Annotated in this window: 17 protein-coding genes and 1 pseudogene; 10 read left to right on the top strand and 8 right to left on the bottom strand. The window is 56.3% G+C overall.

All coding sequences use genetic code 11. The features are described from left to right. Positions 1 to 14: 14 nt before the first annotated feature. The 3 genes from HB631_RS15220 to dld all read right to left on the bottom strand — a co-directional run bounded on the left by HB631_RS15220 (position 15) and on the right by dld (position 3,623). Positions 15 to 494: a GNAT family N-acetyltransferase gene (locus tag HB631_RS15220; protein ID WP_213992013.1), complete on the bottom strand. Its 480-nt coding sequence runs from the start codon at positions 492 to 494 to the stop codon at positions 15 to 17. After that, positions 494 to 1,480, bottom strand: coding sequence for a Gfo/Idh/MocA family oxidoreductase (locus HB631_RS15215; RefSeq protein WP_213992012.1), 987 nt, complete (start codon positions 1,478 to 1,480; stop codon positions 494 to 496). Before HB631_RS15215 ends, HB631_RS15220 begins: the two co-directional genes overlap by 1 nt. 409 nt (positions 1,481 to 1,889) lie before the next feature. Further along, positions 1,890 to 3,623, bottom strand: a complete 1,734-nt coding sequence (dld, locus tag HB631_RS15210) for a D-lactate dehydrogenase (RefSeq protein WP_213992011.1) — start codon at positions 3,621 to 3,623, stop codon at positions 1,890 to 1,892. Between the two features lie 451 nt (positions 3,624 to 4,074). On the opposite strand from dld, the gene bglX reads away from it, so the two are divergent. The 10 genes and pseudogenes from bglX (at position 4,075) to HB631_RS15160 (ending at position 17,625) form a co-directional block, all read left to right on the top strand. After that, entirely contained in the window at positions 4,075 to 6,366 is a 2,292-nt protein-coding gene (gene bglX / locus HB631_RS15205) for a beta-glucosidase BglX (protein ID WP_213992010.1), read from the top strand. A gap of 114 nt (positions 6,367 to 6,480) precedes the next feature. Further along, complete coding sequence (locus HB631_RS15200; RefSeq protein WP_213992009.1) at positions 6,481 to 7,353, top strand: oxygenase MpaB family protein; 873 nt, start codon at positions 6,481 to 6,483, stop codon at positions 7,351 to 7,353. Between the two features lie 149 nt (positions 7,354 to 7,502). After that, positions 7,503 to 8,045 (top strand): isopentenyl-diphosphate Delta-isomerase, encoded by a 543-nt coding sequence (idi, locus tag HB631_RS15195; RefSeq protein WP_213992008.1) that lies wholly within the window; start codon positions 7,503 to 7,505, stop codon positions 8,043 to 8,045. A gap of 210 nt (positions 8,046 to 8,255) precedes the next feature. Then, positions 8,256 to 9,137: an ABC transporter substrate-binding protein gene (locus tag HB631_RS15190; protein ID WP_275955693.1), complete on the top strand. Its 882-nt coding sequence runs from the start codon at positions 8,256 to 8,258 to the stop codon at positions 9,135 to 9,137. Positions 9,138 to 9,167: 30 nt separating this feature from the next. After that, entirely contained in the window at positions 9,168 to 10,322 is a 1,155-nt protein-coding gene (locus tag HB631_RS15185; protein ID WP_213992094.1) for an ABC transporter permease subunit, read from the top strand. Further along, positions 10,319 to 11,236, top strand: a pseudogene (locus HB631_RS15180) (ABC transporter ATP-binding protein); the annotation flags it as partial. The gene HB631_RS15185 and the pseudogene HB631_RS15180, both read left to right, overlap by 4 nt. A 79-nt stretch (positions 11,237 to 11,315) precedes the next feature. Further along, positions 11,316 to 12,047 carry an ABC transporter permease gene (locus HB631_RS15175; RefSeq protein WP_213992005.1) on the top strand — a complete coding sequence of 244 codons (732 nt, stop codon included), beginning with the start codon at positions 11,316 to 11,318 and terminating at the stop codon, positions 12,045 to 12,047. Positions 12,048 to 12,407: 360 nt separating this feature from the next. Further along, a complete protein-coding gene (gene dinG / locus HB631_RS15170) occupies positions 12,408 to 14,567 on the top strand; it encodes an ATP-dependent DNA helicase DinG (RefSeq protein ID WP_213992004.1) in 2,160 nt (719 codons plus the stop codon). A gap of 117 nt (positions 14,568 to 14,684) precedes the next feature. Beyond that, positions 14,685 to 15,668 (top strand): DNA-binding protein YbiB, encoded by a 984-nt coding sequence (ybiB, locus tag HB631_RS15165; RefSeq protein ID WP_213992003.1) that lies wholly within the window; start codon positions 14,685 to 14,687, stop codon positions 15,666 to 15,668. Between the two features lie 97 nt (positions 15,669 to 15,765). Next, positions 15,766 to 17,625, top strand: a complete 1,860-nt coding sequence (locus HB631_RS15160) for a M3 family metallopeptidase (RefSeq protein ID WP_213992002.1) — start codon at positions 15,766 to 15,768, stop codon at positions 17,623 to 17,625. 103 nt (positions 17,626 to 17,728) lie between these two features. Here HB631_RS15160 and HB631_RS15155 read toward each other — a convergent pair whose 3' ends face one another. The 5 genes from HB631_RS15155 to dps all read right to left on the bottom strand — a co-directional run bounded on the left by HB631_RS15155 (position 17,729) and on the right by dps (position 22,199). Next, entirely contained in the window at positions 17,729 to 17,950 is a 222-nt protein-coding gene (locus tag HB631_RS15155) for a hypothetical protein (protein WP_213992001.1), read from the bottom strand. Positions 17,951 to 18,097: 147 nt separating this feature from the next. Next, a complete protein-coding gene (locus HB631_RS15150; protein WP_213992000.1) occupies positions 18,098 to 18,733 on the bottom strand; it encodes a flavin reductase family protein in 636 nt (211 codons plus the stop codon). A 23-nt stretch (positions 18,734 to 18,756) separates the two neighbouring features. Further along, the gene (gene ybiO / locus HB631_RS15145) at positions 18,757 to 21,090 is read right to left on the bottom strand and encodes a mechanosensitive channel protein (protein ID WP_255557022.1); all 2,334 of its coding nucleotides are present in this window, start codon (positions 21,088 to 21,090) and stop codon (positions 18,757 to 18,759) included. A 155-nt stretch (positions 21,091 to 21,245) separates the two neighbouring features. Then, the gene (locus HB631_RS15140; protein ID WP_213991999.1) at positions 21,246 to 21,512 is read right to left on the bottom strand and encodes a DksA/TraR family C4-type zinc finger protein; all 267 of its coding nucleotides are present in this window, start codon (positions 21,510 to 21,512) and stop codon (positions 21,246 to 21,248) included. Between the two features lie 180 nt (positions 21,513 to 21,692). Beyond that, positions 21,693 to 22,199, bottom strand: a complete 507-nt coding sequence (gene dps / locus HB631_RS15135; RefSeq protein ID WP_213992092.1) for a DNA starvation/stationary phase protection protein Dps — start codon at positions 22,197 to 22,199, stop codon at positions 21,693 to 21,695. Positions 22,200 to 22,928: the final 729 nt, after the last annotated feature.

Below are 22,928 nucleotides of genomic sequence, written 5' to 3'. Positions count from 1 at the left end.
TTCTAACGCGACGACTATTTCTCTGACGGTGAGCGGCAGGGGGATAGGGTCACTTTAAAACGGGGTATGCGGTAGCCGGGGACCGTACCGGAATCCACAATACCCTCTTCACGGGCGCCCATGCGCTGGAAAAACCCGGCGGTCTCCGGGTCGCAATCAATCAGTAAACGCTTGGCACCGGCCCGGTGTGCCGCTTTCAATGACCAGCCGAACAACGCTTTGCCGATACCGCGTTTGGTCCTGTCCGGCGACACGAACAGCCGCTGGAGGAAAGCGATTTCATCCTCAAAATAGAGTTGAGCCGCCCCCAGCAGCTTGCTGTCGGCTTCCGCCACGCAAATCGACGTCTTTTCCATATCCGCGGGACAAAACCTGAGCATCTCCCGGCAACTGCGCATAAATGCGTCGTCATAACCCAATAATGCTTTCGATTGCAAACAGAGCTCGGTGAGTTTTTCCAACTCATCAATACGGGCCGCTCTGAGCTGAAGCATCAATTTTTCCTCTCTTGGCAACGGTATATTTGCAGCACCAGGTCGGTGGTTCTACGCGCATCTTTACCTTCAGCCAGGGGAGCCGTTCCCTGTGACACCGCCCGTTCAAAATCCGCCAGTACCGCGGCATGGCGCGAAAAATCCGTTACGGTCGGGCTGCTGGCGCCGGGGTCCTCGGCCGGCGGGACAGGACTTGCGGGATTGTCGATGCCCTCGATATGCCAGTCGCTGATGCAATCGTTAAGCAGCGTAAACGTTCCTTTTTCGCAGCTGACTTCCAGCCGCGGCGGATATCCCGGAGGCGCGCAGGTGGACGCCACGATGGTGCCGATCATGCCGTTGTCATAGCGCAGCACCACCGCGCCGTGATCTTCGGCTTCCATCTTGTGGGCGAAGGTATCCAACTCGCCCTGTACACGCGTGGGCATACCGAACAGCCAGATATAGTTGTCGATATTGTGGCAGGCTTGCTGCATAAAGACGCCGCCGCCGTCGAGAGCGTAACCGCCGCGGTAATCGGCGCTGTCATAATATTGTTGGTCGCGCCAGAAACGGCAGCTGAGATCGGCGGAGTAAATCCGGCCGAATGCGCCGCTGTCCACCAGGGCTTTCACCGCCATGTTATCGGGGTTGGTCCGGCGCTGATAGCTTACCGCCAGGGTAATATTGTGCCGGGCCGCCGCGTCAATCATGCTGTCCATCGCCGTTTGGGTGATATCCAGCGGCTTTTCCACCAGCACATGCTTACCCAGGCGCGCGGCGTCGATGGCGCTTTGGTGGTGCAGGCCGTTCGGGGTGGTGATGATGACCGCGTCAAACGGACGATCGACCTCCGCCAGCGTCGGCCAGCAGGGTAAGTGGTAAGCATTGTCTCCGGAGGTTTTGCTGCGTGATATAAACCCGATCAGTTCAGTCGCCGGCATGGATTGCAAGGCACTGATATAGGTTTTACTGATGTTGCCCGTTCCAATAATGACATATTTCATAAGTGATTCGGTGCCTTGTAGAAAAAGAAGAACCGATCATCCCTGAAGACCATGATAACCGGCAGAAGACCCGGCATACTTCCTTGCGGGAGCGCGGCGCTTACCCCTTGGGCCAAGCGTCAGCTCCCGTATATACCCGTCATACTTCAAGTTGCAGGTTCGTTGGCTTTCCTCGCTCACCCCAGTCGCTTACTGTAGTAAGCTCCTAGGGATTCGATGCGTTGCCGCCTTCCTGCAACTAGGATTATTTAGGGTATAGACCGATCATGGCTTGTTACACTGCAAAGCAGTATTGCAAAGGTAATGACGCTTGCCAAGCCCCCCACCGCGACTAATAGATGAGACGCCGGAATTCTCCATAGCGCCTTACGGTTTCCCCTGCACGGGGATGATGGCCTTAGCCGTCATGTCAGGGTTGCTTACGCCCGGTTTCACCTTCGCCCCAATGCTTCAGTTTGCTGGTTTTACCAATGCCCGGATTGAAACTGTTGGTGGGATCGGTTTGCCGGTAAAACGCCGCCAGCGGCGGTTTGGCGTGGTAAAGGTGGCCGACGTTATGCTCGGCTGGATATTCGGCGTGCCGCTTATCCAGTTCCTCCAGCATGCGTTGCTTCAGGGCGTGGCTATCGACGCCCTTGGCGACAATATAATCCTGATGGAAGACATGGCACATGAAATGGCCGTAGTAAAGTTTTGCCACCAACTGCCGGTCGATATCCGGCGGCAGGGTTTCGAACCATTGAGTCTCGTTGCGGGGCAAGGCGATATCCAGCGCCAGGATGTCCTCCACCTTGTCGCTGTGGACGGCGTGATAGCGGACGGCGGCGCCGGCGGCGGCGAAACGGTGTAAAAAGGCTTTATCACCTTCCTCAGGCGTGCAGACGAAATAATCTCCCTCGGCCCGGGGGAAGAAAGCGGCCAGGTAATCGCGGGCTTCATCTATGCCGGCGCCGGACATTTTCAGCAACAGATGATGTTCGTAACGGTCCCGGTATTCTTTCATGCGCTTCGGCAGATGATTGGGCCAAAGCCGGCTCAGGGCCTGCAGGAAACGATCGCTCAGCTGCGGGGGCAGCCAGGACTGGGCGTTAAGGGTGGCGTCGACGCGTCCTTTGAGTTGAAACAGCCCCGGCATACGATCGGTACCCAGGCGGTTAATCATCACAAACGTGTCTTTACCGTAGGTCTCGGCGATATCAAAACAGTCCCGGTGCATGTATTCCCCCGCCACCGGCAGTTGGCTGAAGCCGGAGAGGATATCCCGTCTCATGGCGGTCAGTACCTGGGGGTCGTTGGTGCCGATATAAAAGACCTGTTGTTGCTCTTCCGCGGGGAAGGTATCCAGGCGTACGGCGAAGACCGCCAGTTTACCCGCGCTGCCGGCCGCCTCGAACAAACGGCGCTGGTCGGCATTGAACTGCGACGGGGTATCGGCATCCACTTCCCGTACCCGCTGCGCATAATCATGGTCCGAGCAGGCCCGATCGGGCCGGTGAATATCCCCCGGCGCGTATTGCCCGTTTTCCAGCCGGGTCAGGATTTGTTCCGCCGTGGCACCCAGTTCGATACCCAAGTGGTTAACCAGGGTCAGGTCGCCGTCGCTATTGATTTGCGCATACAGCGCCATTTCGGTGTATGCCGGCCCGCGTTTTACCAGCGAACCGCCGGAGTTATTGCAAATGCCGCCGATAACCGACGCGCCGAGGCAGGACGAGCCGATGACGGAATGAGGTTCCCTCGGGTAGGGTTTCAGCTGGTTTTCCAGTTGGTACAGCGTGCTGCCGGCCAGGGCGATGACCTGCCGACCTTCGTCGATGATTTGAACGCTACCCAGCCGCCGGGTGCTTATCACCACCACCTCGCGGTCGTAATCCGCACCGTTGGGGGTAGACCCTTCCGTCAGGCCGGTATTCGCCGATTGCATGATAATCACCTTATCGGCGGCGACGCAGGCTTCCAGCACCCGCCAAAGCGTGAGCAGTGAATCGGGCAGCACTACCGCCAGCGCCGGACCGCTGCCGGAGCGGAAACCGGTGCGGTAGCGCTGGGTCTGGCGCTCTCCGGTCAGCACGTTATGGCCGCCGGCCAGGGTTTTAAGCCGTTCGATAAAGATATGCGATGAATAAGGCGAACTTTGCGGCATGATGATGTCCCTTTGTTATGGTTTTACCGGTCGGTGTCGGCGCGTTGCCGCCGGTAGCCGATTAACAGTTTAATCACATACCGGCGCACCGTCTCGATTTGTTCGGGCTCAGGGTGGTTTTGCAACCGGGTTTCCGCTTATCCCGCCCTGCTGATAATCTACTCATTGGCACGCACAGACTATCCGGATCGGCGATCCGTACATCGAAAGCTCGCCCGGGTATTTTTCGAAAATCTTCATGGTAAACAGGATCGGCGGGATTTTCTGCCGCCGGCGCGGACGATTATTTCGCCACTCATCCGGAAACACCAGCTTTCAATAATTTAACCTTACCCTTTCGACTCTGTGATGGGCTACACTGACCCTGATAAATCTCAGTGGCATAGTGATAAAAAACATCCATGACCGGGCTTTATGCCCGGTTTGCTTTTGCGATTGTGAGAATAACGATATGAAATGGCTGTGTTCAATAAGCCTGTTTGTAGCATTAACGCTCAATCCCGCCCTGGCGGACAATACCCAGCTTCCTTCCCCCGATTTGCCCCGTGATGCTTATGTCAACGCATTGCTGCAAAAAATGACCCTGTCGGAAAAGATTGGTCAACTGCGCCTTATCAGCGTCGGACCGGATAATCCGAAAGAGGCTATCCGGGAAATGATCAGAAAAGGCCAGGTGGGGGCTATTTTCAATACGGTTACCCGTCCCGATATCCGGGCGATGCAAGATCAGGTCATGCAGCTGAGCCGCCTTAAAATTCCGTTATTCTTCGCTTATGACATCGTGCACGGCCAGCGCACCGTTTTCCCCATCAGCCTCGGGCTGGCCGCCAGTTGGAATCTTGACGCGGTTGCCACCAGCGCGCGTATCGCCGCCTTCGAAGGCAGCGAGGACGGTCTGAACATGACCTGGGCGCCGATGGTGGACATTACCCGCGATCCCCGCTGGGGCCGGGTCTCGGAAGGTTTGGGGGAAGATACCTTCCTGGCGAGTGAAATGGGCCGGGTGATGGTGGAATCGTTCCAGGGCAAGAATCCCGCCGGCCGGCACTCCCTGATGACCAGCGTCAAGCATTTCGCCCTGTACGGCGCGGCGGAAGGCGGGCGGGATTACAATACCGTCGATATGAGCCCGCAGCGGATGTTCCAGGATTATCTGCCGCCCTATAAAGCGGCGCTGGATGCCGGCAGCGGCGGCGTCATGGTGGCGCTGAATTCCATTAACGGCACCCCGGCCACCGCAAATACCTGGTTACTGAAAGACCTGCTGCGCAAGCAGTGGCATTTTTCCGGTATCGCCATCAGCGACCATGGCGCGGTAAAAGAATTGATTAACCATGGCGTCGCCAGCTCGCCGAAAGACGCGGTGAAAATCGCGCTGGATGCCGGTATCGATATGAGCATGGGCGACGTGTATTTCAGTCGCTATCTGCCGGAAATGGTAAAAAGCGGCGATATCCGCGAGGGGGAAATCGACGATGCCGTACGCCATGTCCTGAATGTAAAATACGATATGGGGCTGTTTCGCGATCCCTATAGTCATCTGGGACCGGTGGGCAGCGATCCCAAGGATACCAATGCCGAGAGCCGTCTCCATCGCGCCGAGGCGCGGGAGGTGGCACGGCAAAGTCTGGTACTGCTGAAAAACCGCCTGCAGACCCTACCGTTGAAAAAGCAGGGCACCATCGCGGTGATAGGTCCGCTGGCGGACAGCCAGCGCGATATTATCGGCAGTTGGTCGGCGGCCGGTCGCATCAACCAGGCCGTTACGCTGCTGGCGGGGATCCGCAACGCGGCGGCGGGCAAGGCCACCGTGGTCTACGCCAGGGGATCGAATATCACCGATCACAAGGATATGGTGGCTTTCCTCAACAGCTATGAAATGTCGGTGAAGCAGGATCCGCGCACCCCGCAGGCCATGCTGGACGAAGCGGTGAAAACCGCTGAACGGGCGGATGTGATCGTGGCGGCGGTGGGGGAATCCCAGGGCATGGCCCATGAGGCTTCCAGCCGCAGCAATATCACCATTCCGGACAGTCAGCGCCGGCTGATTGACGCGCTGAAGGCCACCGGTAAACCGCTGGTGCTGGTGCTGATGAACGGCCGTCCGCTGGCGCTGGTCCATGAGGATCAGCAGGCGGACGCCATCTTGGAAACCTGGTTCAGCGGCACCGAAGGCGGCAACGCCATCGCCGATGTGCTGTTCGGCGATTACAATCCCTCCGGTAAACTGCCGATGTCGTTCCCGCGTTCCGTGGGACAGATACCTATTTATTACAACCACTTGCCTACCGGTCGGCCTTATAATCCACAGGCGCCGGATAAATATACCTCTCACTATTTTGACGAGGCCAACGGTCCGCTTTATCCGTTCGGCTATGGCTTGAGTTACACCCGATTCAGCGTCTCGGATGTGAAGCTGTCCAGCCCCACCATGCCCCGCGACGGCAGTATCAGCGTCAGTGTCACCCTGACCAATACCGGCGATCGCGACGGAAGTACCGTGGCGCAGCTGTATATCCACGACGTCAAGGCCTCTATCAGCCGGCCGGTGCAAATGCTAAGAGGGTTTCGGCAGGTGTTCCTGAAAGCCGGCGAATCAAAGCAGGTGACCTTCAAGCTCGATGCCGAGGCGTTGAAATTCTATAATCAACAAATGCAATGGATGGCGGAGCCCGGCGCCTTCGATGTGATGGTCGGGCTGGATTCCGCCCGGGTCAAAACCGCCCGGTTCCAGTTATTATAATGCGCTTAGGGCGGCGGTAGGCCGAGTTGTCAGATGCGGAGATATCACTATCGGGGCTGACTCCGCCAGGTTTTATCCAGTCCAGGGCGGCGTCCCCGATGAGAGCGAGGATAGATGGAGCGGTTGCGACTGCTGATTGAAAAACAGGTGTTGGGGGTCAGCGGCGTGGCCCTGGGCAATATCGATTTTTCCCGTCCGGCGGGGGATGCGGGTCTCTATGGCCCTGATTCGGTGGTCTGGCGGGTTCACGGCGATTTTACCTCGATGATGTGCGGCGGCATTAGCGCCTTGCTGTTGCAAATGCTGCATCCGTCGGCATTGGCGGGCGTATGGGATCACTCTGATTTTCGCGAAGATATGCTGGGTCGTTTAAGGCGTACCGCGCAATTTATTTCCGGCACCAGCTTCGGTTCTTACGAGACAGCGTGGACGCTTATCGAAAAAGTGAAAGCAATCCATGAGCGCGTCAGCGGCGTGGATAGCCGCGGTGTGCCCTATCGGGCAAGCGATCCGGCACTGCTCACCTGGGTGCATGTTGCCGAAGCCCATAGCTTTCTCTCCGCCCACCTGCGCTGGTGCAATCCGGCCCTCGGCGCCGAGGAACAGGATAAGTATTACCAGGAAGCGGCGCGGGTTGCCGAGGCCCTGGGAGCAAGGGATATCCCCGACAATCGACGCGCCGTGGCGCAGTATCTGCAAAAAATGCGGCCGGTGCTGCGCTGCGACGAGCGTACCCGCGAGGTGACGCGTCTGTTATTGAACGCGCCTTTACCCGGCGGGATGGCGAAACCGATGGGGCGCCTGATGATGCGCGCCGGCATCGATCTCTTGCCGGATTGGGCCAGGGGCCAATTGCAGCTGTCCGGCACCCCCGGCGGCGCCTGGTCCATCAATCCCCCGCTGTATTTACTGGCGTGGGTGTTACGCTGGGCGGTGCGCAACGGCGCCCGACATCGCGCCATGGTCCGGGTCGGACGTACCTTATGACCGCCGTTTAGATTAAACAAAGATTAAATGAATCCGGTATGATTGCCCATGATGTTTACTTTTTGAACTATTTTACCGTTTAAGAGCAGATTTTTATTTTTTGCGTCGATAGACTCAATGTAGAAAAAGTTCACCGAGATATGAATATTATGGCGTTTACTGAAGTCATCCTGGTGGATGAGCGGGATCAACCCCTGGGCCGCATGGAAAAACTCAAGGCGCACCAGGAGGGGATGCTGCACCGGGCCGTGACGGTTTATGTATTTAACCCGGCGGGAGAGTTGCTGCTTCAGCAGCGGGCCGAAGGTAAATATCATTGCGGCGGATTATGGAGCAATACCTGCTGCGGTCATCCTGCGCCCCATGAGGAAACCGCCTCCGCGGCACAACGGCGGCTCTATGAAGAGATGGGGCTAAGTTGCGCCCTGACGCCGGCCTTTTCGTTGCAATACCGTCTGCCCTTGTCCAATGGATTGGTGGAACATGAATTCGGCCACGTCTTTTTCGGTATCAGCGGACAGGCACCGAAACTCAATCCCGCCGAGGCCATGGCCTACCGGTATCAGCCGTTAGAGGCGGTGCTGGCCGAAACCCGCTATAATCCGGCCCTGTTCACTCCGTGGTTTTTACTCACGCTTCCCGATATTCCCGCCCGGTTCCATGAGTTCCTGCGTTTGAGATATGCCGGGTAATCCCTAAGGTGCGGCGATGCATCAACAGGAAAGTTTGTGTGTCGGCGAAAGCCTTTTTTGTAACCGTCAAAAGGTTCTATTCATATAAATTCTTTTTGGGTGAATAAATTTACATATGAACTATTATTCCAGTTACATAATAAACTCATAGGAACCTTCTTTATGGCCCATCACTTTCATCAAGGACGTTTGTTAGGCCTCGCCGCTATTATGCTGGGCATGACCTTAGTCGTTCAGGCGGCGGAATCACCGGTGCGTGTCGGTTCCAAAATTGATACCGAAGGCTCTCTGCTGGGCAATATCATTGTTCAGGTATTGGAGTCCCATGGGGTCAAAACCATCAATAAATCGCAGTTGGGCACCACGCAAGTATTGCGGGGCGCCATAACGTCCGGGGAAATTGATATCTACCCGGAATATACCGGTAACGGTGCGTTCTTTTTTAATGATGAAAAGGATCCGGCCTGGAAAGACGCCGGCGCCGGTTATCAAAAAGTCAAAAAGCTCGACTATGATAAAAATCATATCGTCTGGCTGGACCCGTCGCCGGCCAATAACACCTGGACCATCGCCATTCGCGAGGATCTGGCGAAAGGCCAGCATATCGATTCCCTCCGTGATTTAAGCCGTTATCTCAAGAGCGGCGGCAAGTTCAAGCTGGCGGCTTCCGCTGAATTTATCGAGCGCCCGGATGCCTTGCCGGCGTTTGAAAAAACCTATGATTTCAAACTGCAGCAGGATCAGCTGTTGTCCCTGGCCGGCGGCGATACCGCGGTGACGCTGAAAGCCGCGGCGGAACAAACCTCCGGCGTCAACGCCGCCATGGCCTACGGCACCGACGGCCCGGTAGCCGCATTGGGGCTGCATACCCTGGCGGATCCCGACGGCGTGCAGCCGATCTACGCGCCGACCCCGATCATTCGCGAGTCGGTGCTTAAACAGCATCCCGATATACGGCAGTGGCTGAAACCGGTCTTCGCCTCGCTGGATACGCAGACACTGCAAAAACTGAATGCCAGTATTGCGGTGGAAGGGCAAAACGCCAGCAAAGTCGCGGCGGACTACCTCAAGCAAAAAGGACTGATAAAATAATCCGGTCCCGGCTAGCGGGGAGAATAGGGTATTTTGGTTAAAAATCCGGTACTGCTGACGCTGTTTATCTTGCTGCTGGCGGCGGGGCTGCTGTTGCCGTTTGTCAATTATGCCCCTAATCGGCTGATATCCGGCCGGGGCATCCCCTTGGATGAACTACTGACCGGCTTTTGGATCTGGCTGCCGGTGCCGGCGCTGATGGTCGGCGCCTTGTGTTTTATCACCCCGTCCCGATCGCTTTCAGTGACGGTAATGATACTGGCGGAACTGCTGCTGTTTTGCCTGGTGGCGCTGGCGGGCAGCACGGCGGCCCATTTGGCGGGTCAGGGTGGTTATCTGGTGCGAACTTCCTTCGGCAGCGGATTCTGGCTAATGGCTGCGCTGTGCCTGCTGATGGCGGCCGATGCCGTCGGCAGGGCTAGCGTCAGCCATACGCTGCGGGCAGTGGGCAACGCCCAAATCTGGCTGCCGCTGGTGGCGCTGTTATTGACCGGCCGTTTGGATGAACTGTCGCTGCTAAAAGAGTATGCCAATCGGCAGCAGGTCTTTCAGGCGGCCCTCGGTGAGCATCTGACGCTGCTGTTCGGTACCCTGGTGCCGGCGATACTCATCGGCATTCCCTTGGGTTTTATCTGCCATCATTCGGCCCGCTGGCGGCCGACGCTGTTCTCCACCCTGAATATTATCCAAACCATTCCCGCCATCGCGCTGTTCGGCCTGCTGATCGCCCCGCTAAGCGGACTGGCCGCCGCCTGGCCCTGGCTGCGGGACGCGGGCATCGGCGGTATAGGCCTGGCCCCGGCGCTGATTGCGCTGGTACTCTATGCATTATTGCCTCTGGTGCGCAGCGTGCATGCCGGTTTACAGCAGGTACCCGCCGAGGTGATCGAAACCGCCCTCGGCATGGGCATGACCCGCGGACAGATTTTCCTGCGGGTGGAAGTGCCCCTGGCTCTGCCGATGATTTTGTCCGGCGTGCGTATCATCGCGGTTCAGACGGTGGGTATGGGCATGGTGGCGGCGTTAATCGGCGCCGGCGGTTTTGGCGCCCTGATGTTCCAGGGACTGCTCAGCAGCGCCCTGGAACTGGTCTTGCTGGGCGTTATTCCGGCTATCGCCCTGGCGGTGGTGGTGGATCAACTTTTCAAACTGATCATTTCATTTCTTCACCAGGTGCACCAATGATTCAATTTCAACAGGTGAGCAAATTTTTTCACGGCAAGCCGGCGGTGGCAGATCTGAATCTGAATATTGCCGCCGGTGAATTCACCGTGCTGATCGGCACCTCCGGTTCGGGCAAATCCACCACGCTGAAAATGATCAACCGGCTGATTGAGCATGACCAGGGCAAAATCCTGTTTGCCGGCGATGAAATTCACAGTTTCAAACCGCAGGAGCTGCGCCGCCGCATGGGTTATGCCATTCAGTCCATCGGTTTGTTTCCTCACTGGACGGTGGAACAGAACATTGCCACCGTGCCTCAGTTGCTGAAATGGCCGCGGAAGAAAATCCGCGATCGGGTGACCGAATTGCTGGAACTGCTGCATCTGGACGCGGCGCAATTTCGCGGTCGTTATCCCCATCAGCTCTCCGGCGGCCAGCAGCAGCGGGTGGGAGTGGCCCGCGCCCTGGCCGCCGATCCGGAAGTCTTGCTGATGGATGAGCCATTCGGCGCCCTGGACCCGGTCACCCGCGGCGCGCTGCAAATGGAGATTTCCCGTATTCACCAGCTGTCGGGCCGTACCATCGTGCTGGTGACCCATGATATCGACGAAGCGCTGGCATTGGCGGATCGCATCGTATTGCTGGATCAAGGCAAAATTATCCAGCAGGGTTCCCCTCGCCATTTGCTGACACAACCTGCCAATGCCTTTGTGCGTGATTTTTTCGGCCAAAATGATATCGGTATCAAATTGCTTGCGCTGGGGGCGGCGGGGGAACGGGCCCATAAAGAGGAACGGCTGGAGGGGGAGGGGATACCCGCCGCCATGACCCTGCGGGAAGCACTGTCGGAATTCGTTGCCCGCCGAACCGAACGGTTGCCGGTGGTGGACGCGGCGGGCAACGCGGTGGGCGTGCTGCATATCGGCGATTTGATTAATCCCACCGGGGAGGAGGTGTCCGGTGCCGCGCCGGATATAGGCGATTTGAGTAATCCCACCGGGGAGGAGGCGTCCGATGCCGCGCCGGATAATCACTGATCCGTTGTTATGGTGTCTGCTGTTGCTGCTGGGCCTGATGTTCGGTATGCCGCGGCTGGGGGGAATGTTTGCCTGGCTCTTTCCTGCCCTGGACCGTCCGGTGTATCTGCAGGACAGCTTTGCCGCCCTGGCCTGGGCGCATCTGCAGTTGGTGCTGTTATCCAGTATTATCGCCGTGTTCATCGGCGTGGGGGCCGGTATCGGCGTAACGCGCCCGGCCGGTTTTGAATTCCGCTCGCTGGTGGAAACGGTGGTGGCGGTGGGGCAGACCTTTCCGCCGGTGGCGGTGCTGGCGGTAGCGGTGCCGGTGATGGGATTCAGCGAGCAGCCGGCCATCATCGCCCTGGTGCTGTACGGATTGTTGCCCATCGTGCAAGGCACCATTACCGGCATTGAATCGGTGCCGGATTCCATTCGTGAAACCGCCACCGGCTCCGGCATGACCCGCCGGCAAATATTAACCCGCGTGGAACTGCCGCTGGCGGCGCCGGTGATCATCACCGGCATCCGCACCTCGGTCATCATTAATATTGGTACCGCCGCCATCGCCTCCAGCGTCGGCACCAAGACCCTGGGCACGCCGATTATCATCGGCCTGAGCGGCTTTAATACCGCCTATGTGCTCCAAGGGGCGATATTGGTGGCCCTGCTGGCCATAATAAGCGATATGCTGTTTGAACGCGCCCTGACGGCTCTGCGCCGCCCCTAGCTGGCGCCTGTCAGCTATGGACGATGATGATATAACCCGCCAGCATCACGCCGCCGATACCGCCGAGGGCCAACAGGGATATAACGCTGAAAACGACGGCTCTTGTGAGATTCATACCATTCCTTAATGCGGACGCAGTGCTTATTATAAGGGCTGTCGCCCCCGATACAAGTGCCTCATGGCACGGTAGGCCCGCGATCATCGGTCGTGCAACGAGCCTGTTGAAAGGAGCGCGCGTCGATATGGCCCTCTAGATGTTATCGAATTGCGATGCCTCCTGAAGATATAACCAGTATCGGGCTGACGCCGCGGCCGGTCTGTGGGACAATACCCATCCATGCACTCGGAAAATAGTTATCCATGCCGCTGTCCGTCGCCACCAAAGCGCAAATCCACGATTGGTATAAAGCGCTGCAAAAATATATCCCGGATTTTATATCCCGTACCCCGCAACGCCAGATGATTGCCGAAGTGGCCAGGGCGCTGGGGGGGGATATTGAACGCCACCTGGTGATCGAGGCCCCCACCGGCGTGGGGAAAACCCTGTCCTACCTGATTCCCGGTATCGCCATCGGCCGCGCGGAAGAAAAACCGCTGGTGGTGAGTACCGCCAATGTGGCGCTGCAGGACCAAATTTTCAGTAAAGACCTGCCGCTGCTGAAAAAGCTGATTCCCGACCTGAAATTCACCGCCGCTTTCGGTCGCCGGCGTTATGTCTGCCCGCGCAATCTGGCGGCCATGGCCGCCGATGCGGTGTTCCAGGGCGATTTAAAACTGTTTCTCGACGATGAGCTGGTACCGGCCAACGGCGCGGAACAGGCGATATGCGTAAAAATGCAGCAGGCACTGGTGGGCTTCGCCTGGGACGGCCTGCGGGATCATTACTCCCGCTCGGTGGACGATCCTCTATGGAACAAACTAAGCACTGATAAAGCGAACTGTCTCGGACGTAATTGCCATTATTTTCGCGACTGTCCGTTTTTTATTGCCCGCAAGGAAATTGAACACGCCGACGTGGTGGTGGCCAATCACGCGCTGGTGATGGCGGCCCTGGACAGCGAATCGGTGCTGCCCGGCCCCAAGGATATGCTGCTGGTCCTGGATGAAGGCCATCATTTGCCCGATGTGGCGCGGGATGCGCTGGAAATGTCCGGCGAGATCAGCTCCGGTTTTATTGCCCATCAATTGGATCAGTTTACGCGCCAGACCGAACAGACGCTGGCGCAATTCAAACCCGCCAAACCGCCGCTCCTCAGCCAAAGCGAGCGGCTGAAAAACCATTGCGATGAAATTCGCGAACTGACGCTGCTGTTCGAACAGCAGGGGACGGCGTTCCTGCCTCGGGACAGCGTGGCGGGGGAGTATCGTTTCGCCATGGGCCAACTGCCGGACCAGATGAGAGAGGCCGCCGCTCGTCTGTATAAACTGGCGGATGCGCTGCGCATGCTGGCGGAGTTTTTCCTCAATGATTTAGGCGAAAAAACCGGCAAACAGGATATTGTCAGGCTGCATCAGGCGTTATTGCATACCAGCCGCATCCTGGGTTATTGGGAGTCCACCTGCCGGTTATGGAAATTGGCGGCCCAGGAAAAAGCCTCCAACGCCCCCATTTCCAAATGGCTGACCCGTGAGATGTATGACAACGGCGCCCATGTTTATCTGCACTGCGTCGGTATTCGGGTCAGCGATCAGCTGGAAAAATTGCTTTGGTCGAAGATCCCCCATGCGGTCGTGACCTCCGCCACCCTGCGATCCCTGAACAGTTTCGACCGGTTGCAGGAGCTTAGCGGCCTGCAGGAGCGGGCCGGCGATCGTTTTGTCACCCTGGCCTCGCCCTTTGATCATCGCCACCAAGGCAAGCTGGTGATCCCGCGGATGCTCACCGAACCGGTTATGGCGACGGAAGGGGAACATCTGGCGGAAATGGCGCGTTTTTTCCGCGGCGAGCTGGCCAAGGGGCAGCATCGCGGCATTCTGGTGCTGTTTGCCAGCCATCGCGCCATGCAGGCGTTCCTGACGCATGTGGTGGAGTTGCGCTTACTGTTATTGGTCCAGGGGGATCAGCCGCGCTATCGCCTGATAGAAGAACACCGCAAACGGGTTGAACAGGGCAAAACCAGCGTCCTGATGGGTTTGCAATCCTTTGCCGAAGGGCTGGATCTCAAAGGCGAACTTCTGACGCAGGTCCATATTCACAAGATAGCCTTTCCCCCCATTGACAGCCCGGTGATCCTCACCGAGGGTGAATGGCTTAAAAGCCAGAAACGGCACCCGTTTGAAGTACAAAGCCTGCCCAGCGCGTCATTCCAGCTGATCCAACAAGTGGGCCGCCTGATTCGCAGCCATGCCTGTACCGGCGAGATAGTGATATACGATCGGCGCCTGCTGACCAAATCCTATGGCGCACGACTACTGGCGGCACTACCGGTCTTTCCCATCGAGCAGCGGTCGATGCCGGAAGACCCCATTCCTGAAGAACCCATTCCTAAAGAACCGATTGAAAAAAAGCCCCTTCTGTGACTATCCTCGTCTTAACACGGATCTCATCGCCCGCCCGGCGCGAGTCGGATTTAAACCCAACGGCGTCGCGGCGAGAAAGGGATGAATCTACATATTAAGGGCGGTTAACCATCGGTTATGGATTTTAGCAAAGTCATCAAAGAAGTGGGGCGCGGGAAAAATCACGCCCGCGATCTGGACCGTCAAACGGCCTTTGAGCTTTACCGCGCCATACTGGCGGGCGAGGTGCCGGAACTGGAATTGGGCGGACTATTGATCGCCTTTCGCATCAAAGGCGAGGCCGAAGCGGAAATGCTGGGATTTTACCAGGCGATGGAAGAGCAGGTCATGGCCCTGCAGGCGCCGGCGGATATGCCGCCCCCCATCGTGATTCCCAGTTACAACGGCGCACGCAAGCAGGCCAACCTGACCCCCTTGTTGGCACTGGCGTTGTCCCGTCTTGATTTCCCGGTGGTGGTGCACGGCGTGACCGAGGATCCGGGCCGGGTCACCAGTGGGGAGATTTTCCAGGAGCTGGGCGTGTCCTGGCAGGATTCCCAAGCCGGGGCGCAAAGCGCGCTGGCGATGGAGCGGCGACCGGTTTTTATCCCGATAAGCCTGCTATGCCCGGCGTTGGACGGTCAGCTTAAACTGCGCTGGCGCATGGGGGTCAGGAACAGCGCCCATACCCTGGCGAAACTGGCCACCCCCTTTCATTATCACCTGCATTGGCGCCTGGCCAGCGTATCCCATCCCGAATACATCACCCGGGTGGGGGCCTTTTTCAACGCCATCAACAGCAGCGCCCTGCTGATGAACGGCACCGAGGGCGAGTCTTACGCCAACCCGCAGCGGCTGAGTAAAATCTTCAGTCTTTATCAGGGCGAGCAGCAATTATTGCTTGACCCGTTGTTGTACCCATTGCCGACGCTGGAAGCCCTGCCGGCCGATCGTGACGCCGTTACCACCGCCCGCTGGACCGAGGCCTGCCTGCGGGGCGAGTATCCGCTGCCTGAAGCGATCCGGCTGCAATTGGCCTGTTGTCTTGTGGCCACCGGGCGATTTTTATCCATGGCACAGGGCCTGGAATATGTGGACGACGTATTCAGCCGCGCACGGTAAACGTTTGTTCTCCGTGCCCTCTGATTGACCGCCATACGCCTTTCACAGTAGAGACCCCATTCGGCCAATGTTTGCCCACCATATGAGAGAAAAGTGTATGCAGCAGGTAATTGATTATTTTGACGCCCTGAATCGCGACTATCTGTCGGTCCATCAGACCAAAGAAGATCTGTTCTGGCAAAATTATATGGCCATCGGCGGGGAAGGGGTGTCCGAACGGTTCGAACGGGCGGAACAAGCCTATAAACGTTTTATCGCCGAGCCCAGCCGTCCGGCCCAGATAAGAGCACAGATCGCCTTGCTGGAGCGTGAACCGCAAAACCGCGAGAGGGATGAACTGCTGCACGGCCTGCAAGGCTGGGCGCGTTTTTTTGACTGCAATGTCATTGAGGATGCCCAGGCCCAATCCCTGATGGATGACATTGTCGCGGCGGAAAACGATTTGTATGCCCGGCGCAAAACCTTCCAATTGACCCACCTGAATGACCGTGGCGAGCGCGTGCCCGCCACACTGGGTGAATTGATGACCAACCAGGCCAACAACGCCGATGAAAGCTATCGCCAAAGCTCACAGCAGGCATTGCGCGAATTGGAACAGTGGCTGTTGCAAAACGGTTTTCCCAAACTGGTGCGGCTGCGCAACCGCTTTGCCCGGCAAATGGGCTATCGGAATTACTTCGATTATAAAGTGAATAAAACCGAGCAAATGACGCCGGAGCAACTGTTCGCCATTCTGGACGCGTTTGAACAGCAGACCCGGGAAGCCAACCTGCGCAGTCTGCGTCAATTGGCGGCGGATAAAGGACAGGATGCGTTACAGCCCTGGAATATCCGTTTTGCCACCGCCGGCGATGTCACCCGTCAACTGGACCCTTACCTGTCGTTTGCCGAGTCGCTGCGGCGCTGGGTCGATAGTTTCAAGCGGCTGCACATCGGATTTAACGGCGCCCAGATGCAGCTTGATCTGCTGGTGCGCAAAGACAAATACGAAAACGGGTTTATGCACGGTCCGGTGCCGCCGTTCCGGCAGCATGAAAAATGGATCCCGGCCCGCATCAATTTCACCAGCCTGGCCAAGCCCGATCAGGTGGGCAGCGGCATCAGCGGCATCAACACGCTATTTCATGAAGGGGGCCATGCAGCGCATTTCGCCAATATCCGGCAGAATGCCCCCTGTTTTTCCCAGGAATTTCCCCCGACTTCCATGGCCTATGCCGAAACGCAGTCCATGTTTTGCGACAGCCTGCTGGATGACGCCGACTGGTTGAAACGTTATGCCCTGAACGGAAACGGCGCACCGCCGCCGGATGAATTGATCCGGGCGTTAATCGCCGCCCGGCAGCCGATGCGGGCCTTTAATGAACGTCATATCCTGCTGGTGCCCTATTTTGAATGGGCCCTGTATCAATGGGACGACGAGCAGCTGACGCCGGAAGCCATTACCCGGCTGGCGCGTGAAAGCGAACAGCGTATTCTCGGCATTAGCGGCAGTCCGCGTCCTTTGCTGGCCATTCCTCATTTGTTATCCCAGGAATCGGCCTGTTCCTACCAGGGATACCTGCTGGCGCTGATGGCGGTGGAACAGACCCGGCATTATTTTCTGACGCGGGATGGCTACCTCACCGACAATCCCGCTATCGGTCCGGATCTGGCCCGCCATTACTGGCGGCCGGGCAACAGCTGGACGCATGATGAAACCCTCCGCAGCCTGACCGGCGAGGGTTTTAATCCGGAATATCTGGCGCGGGTATGCAATCAAACGGTGGAAGATGCCTGGCAGCAGGCGCAAATCAGCATTGAAGCGGGCGCTAAGCGGGCACAGCCAATGGCTGATTTCGCGCTGGATGCGCGGATAACCATCATCGATGGTGAGCGGGTGCTGGCATCCAATGCCCAGGGAGACGACGCTATGTGTGAACAGTTTGCCCTAGCGATCCACCGGGAATATGGCGCATAAAAGGCGTCTGAATAAAAGCGGGCGGAGACGGGATACTGTGATTCCGGCCGCCGGTGCGCCCGGCGAGAAAACGGGCGCATTAGCGGGACGGGGGGAGGGTCGTTCAGTCTTTATGATAGATCGGACTGTAACCTTCCATGGCCTGGCTTTTGCCGGGCACCAACACTTGGCGCGGGCAATTGCCGGCGGTGTCGGCGGTGGTTTTGCTGATACAGGCGCTGTCGGTACGCTGATCTCTCGGCATATCCGGCAGTCGGTAAGCCGGCGCGGCATAGGCGGCGGCGCTGGAAATCAGCAGTAAAGTTGCGAATAATCTTAGTTTCATAATAATCACGACGTAAATAATACCATAACGAATGCTTATACTACGCTAGTTAAGTATTTTTTACCGTGGCAATTATTGACGAAACGTGTCAGAAAATTTGAAGGACTATGACTACCGCCATAAAGGGCTTTATGCCCTTGGCCGCGCTTATTTCCTGTCGCCCGGTCGGATAAGATCAAAGCGCTGCTGGTCAGAGATGCCGTAATAGGCGCTCGGTCCGCCGCCGCGTAAAATCGGCTGGGCGGCGGTGGTTTGAAAGACGCCGTGCTCATCAATCAAAGACTTATCAATATGTACCGCCACCACTTCTCCCAACACCAGCCAGCTTTCCAACTGCAATCCGTCGGCGTCCAGCAGACGGATCATTTGCGATAACCGGCATTCAAAATTCACCGGGCTTTCCGCTACCCGATGGGCGGCGACCCGGGTGCCCTGGATCGGCGTCAAGCCGGAAAAGCCGAACTCATCCTCACCGGCGGGCAGCGATGCCGAGCTGTTGTTCATGGCTTCCGCCAGCGGGCGAGTTGCCAGATTCCAGACAAACTCGCCGGTGGCGTTAATATTGGCCACGCTGTCTTTCCAGCCCACGCTGCAAAAGCCGATAATCGGCGGATGGTAATTAAAACAGTTGAAAAAACTGTACGGCGCCAGGTTGCGCTGTCCCTGCAGATTAACGGAGGCAATCCAGCCGATAGGCCGGGGAGCGATGATGGAATTGAGCGGATCATGCGCCAAACCATGGCCATGGCGGGGTTCGTAATAATGATAAACCGGTTGATTCATTTTTACTCCAAACGTGCTGCTTGTTAAGTGTTGGGGGCGGGCGGCGGCAGGCCATCATTGGCGGCCGTATCGGCGTTGTCCCGTGCCGCGGCGGAAGCGGAACCCACTATTCGCACCGCCTGATAGGGCGGGCGGATGCCCGCCGCTTCAAACTGATTTTTCACCAGGCCGTCCAGGGTAAATCTCACTGTCCACTGTTTCAACGCCTGGGTGGTAAAAGATACCCGGACGGTAAAGGATTGGTTGGTTAAACCCACCACGCCGCCGAAATTGGGTTCGCCGATTACCATGGTACGGATATCGTCTTTGCTCATCAATTCGGTCACCGCGTCCCGCAGCGCCTGATTGACCCGATCGATATCTTCGTCGCGGTCCACATCATAATTGGCCACGAACGAACCGATGCCGCGCACAAAATTGGCGAAGGTGGTAATGGAAGAAAATGGAACGATAAAATAGGCGCCGGTATCCTGGCGTACGCCTACCGAACGTATGGTCATTCTTTCCACCACGCCGGTAATATCGCCGATAGTCACCAGATCGCCGGTATTCATGCCGTTTTCGAACTGGATAAATACCCCGGTGATGACGTCTTTCACCAGCGTCTGGGCGCCGAAGCTGATGGCCAGTCCCAGGGCGCCGGCGCCGGCCAGCAGCGGAGCGATATTCACGCCGATCTCCGAAAGGATGATCATGATGGTAATGGTGCTGATGATAACCGACAGGGCATTACGAAATAGCGTCAATAACGTGCGGGTCCGGGCGCTGGGCTGGGGCCGACCGTGGGCATCGGTAGTCAGCCGGTTTTCGATAATACTGGCCAATAGAGTCCAGCCCAAGGCTGAAAAAATCAGGATGATAAAAATTCTCAACAGCGCATCCACTAATCTGGCGCCGAAATTGCCTTTGAGCCAGTCGCCCAGGTTGAATAAATGCCAGGCGTCGAGCAACAGCAGCATCACTGAAAATACCACCAGCACCCGGCAAACTTTCAGGGCGCTGGAGACATAGACGTTAATGCGCTGCTGCAACTGCGGATAGTTACGCCGGGTGTCTGGCGAAAGGGTGATATGCCGTGAAATCCAGCGGGTCAATAAACCGGAAATCAAGGCGCCGACGCTGATAATCATCAGGCTTTTCACCGTGGCGGTCACCATGAATTTCAGACTATTGCCAGGGTCGAACTGAGTCAATAAAAACAGCATGATAAAATACACCACCGCCAGCCAATGCCAAATCAGGCTGAATGCGCGGATGAACACGCTGAAGAAAGCCAACGATCGATTGGCCAACTGCTCCAGCTCTTTTTGAATGTTGCGTTTATTGCGAACGACCAGCCACAGTACATAGGCGGTGATGGTCAGCATAATCACAAAATTGGCCAATGCCGCCGTTTGGGCATTGATTTGATTAGCGATAATCGGCACGATCACCATGGTGCCATAGCCGATAATGCCGCTCACCAGGCTCAGACGAATGTTCCAGTATCGTGCGCCTCCATCTGACATCGGCAATCGCCGCAGCTCGGGGTAGCGCGGACAGAAAATCATGCGCAGCAGTGCCTTGAACAGCTCCATCACCGCAAAAGCGTTTAAGAACAGACTCAGCTGGCGGGCGATGGTCCGGCTGTCCGCGTTCAGATATTCGGCAAGAAATTGTCCGAGCATGACCGCCGCCACCAGGATGATCATTTCAATGGCGAATGCGCCGAACACCACCAGTACGCGTTTGACGCCGTTTTTATATTTACCGTTGGCGGTACGTCCCCAGCGGCCCATCCGGTGCAACAGCGGGGTGACCAGCCAGCGGCAGAGAAAATAAAAGGCGAACGTGGCGACAGCCAACAGGCCAAACCGGCTTAAGGCCAGGATAAATACCGCCCGGTTAAACTGATGCTGCGGCGCGGAAGTGATATTTTTACTCAAGGTGTTCAATTTCGCCGCCATGGCGTGGCTGTAAACCCGCGTGAAGTCGGTTACGCTGTCCAATAATGTCGGCGTATCTTTTTCTTCGGCGGCGGGGGTCAGTAAGGGTGTGGTCTGGCTGGTTTGGCCTTGGGACGCGGCGCGCAGCTGCTTGATCAGTTCCGCCCGCGAGGCGTCGTTATTAAGGATATCCGCCAAGGCGGCGTAAGCCGCTTTTTCATCCGCCGGGCTGGAGGGATTGCCGTTGGCTGCGGCTGCGGCCGGTGCGGGCATCGTCGGGGCGGCGCTCGCGGTGAGTTTTGTAAGATAGGGCAAAGAGGCCGCATAGAGCGGCGGCATAATCAATAAACAGCTTAACAGCAGCAAAGCACCCGCTTTACACCACTTGTTCATCAGGCACGATAATGCCGACACGCGGGTATCAACCGGCATGATTTTCCCTCCTGGGCAAGCAACATCAAATAACACCCATCGGCGTCCCGCAAAAAAACTAAGTGTTAATTATAGCGTTGCCCGGCTTGTGAACAGCTAATACATTGGTGAAAATGTAAAAAAAATCAGCATGTAGGAGGTTGTTGATAACGGTATTACCGTAACTGACTGTCTTTACTGCCCCGTCGATTATAGCCGGCATGGGAGGACATTTTTTTATCCAGCTTTGCCTGACACGCCAGGCAGAGCTGTACCCCCGGAACCGCGAGGCGCCTGGCTTCCGGGATTGGTTCACCGCATTCCTGACAATAGTCGGCGCTCTCCCCGCGAGACAGCGAATGTCGCGCCCTTTTTACCGCATCCTCGATGGTGGAATCGATTTGGTCCTGCACTGCGCCGTCCGGCGCCCATCCGCTTGCCATAAATGTGCCCCCTTGGAACAGATATAGGGATATTGAAAAGGCCGACAACCTGCGTTGCCAGCCTTTTCTCTTGTCTGCACTATTTATCTTATCTAATTATCTTATCTAAAAAACTACACTATTTATCTACAAAAACCGCAATTTTATCTATAAAACCCGCAGGCATGTGCCGCAGGGGGTTTATTCAATATTAGATTCGATAAACCACAGGAATTTATCCAGATCACGTGAAGCGGCGGTAAAAATATCCGCGGTATCATCGTCATCTTCGGCTTCAGTAATCGCCTTGCGGGTATCGTTGGCAACGATAGCGTAACGTTCCGCCAGCGCTTTCAGGTGATCCTGAACGCTGTGGATATTGGTGGGATAGCTGGTCAACGGTGTTTTGTCGTTGGTTACCTGAACCGTGCCCAAAGCCACGCCACCCAATTGGACGACACGTTCAGCAATGGTGTCCTGATGATCTAGGATAGCGGTACGGAAACCATCCAACATTTCATGTACGGCGATAAAGTTTGAACCGCGCATGTTCCAATGAGCTTGCTTGGTAATCAATGCCAAATCGACATATTCCACCACCAGGCGATTAAGCAGGGCGATAGTGGAAACTTTCACATCTTCTTCAACATTGTTACGGGTATAAATTAACTCGGAAGATTTCGTTTTAACCAGTTTAGCGGTACTCATCATCAATCATCCTCTAATATTGATCGTTATTAATTCGTTCAGGCTTAAAAGTATAGCAGCATTTGCCGGATTTGCTCCCTATCACTCATATCGCCACTACCTTTCATCCCGCCCCTATCGGCCTGCATGAGATTACCGGCCAAGATCAATGGCGTTAACCTGGCCCTTGCGGGTCCCCTTTAACCACCCGCTACAAAGACCCCTAAATACAAATGGTTTTCATTTAAAATTAATGCTTTCTACACTTAATATACTACAACAAAATTTGACAATCGAAAGGATAAAGCGCTTATGAAAGCTAAAAAAATCACGCGCGCCAGTCGGCTCGGCCCGAATTAATTAACGGGGATTGCCTGGGGGGAATGTACCAAAATGTACCCTGTGCAAAATGTATCTACAGATAATTTCTCCAGGTGCGTTGCCGGTTATTACCCCTGATGTTTGCCACGAACCGTAATGCATTTTGCGTTCCATACCTGCTTATTTGCCTAACTAAATAATAAACGAAGCGGTAAAAAAAGTTAGAAAGGCAATGCCGATGAAATTGGCGACATGAGATGTGAACAGAAAATGCGGTAAATAGTGTTTTGGCGGGCTACTTTTTATTCATCCGGTTCGGAATTATCTTATTATCTTGTAAGAATACGTAAAGGCGAGTTTTGGCCAATGGGGATAAAACATAAGAAAAAAGAATAGGATAGATGCAACAGAAAAGTTATGTTACACGAT

The sequence above is a fragment of the Sodalis sp. dw_96 genome, assembly GCF_018449575.1.
Taxonomy (GTDB): Bacteria; Pseudomonadota; Gammaproteobacteria; order Enterobacterales; family Enterobacteriaceae; genus Acerihabitans.
This window is presented reverse-complemented; position numbering and strand designations above follow the sequence as displayed.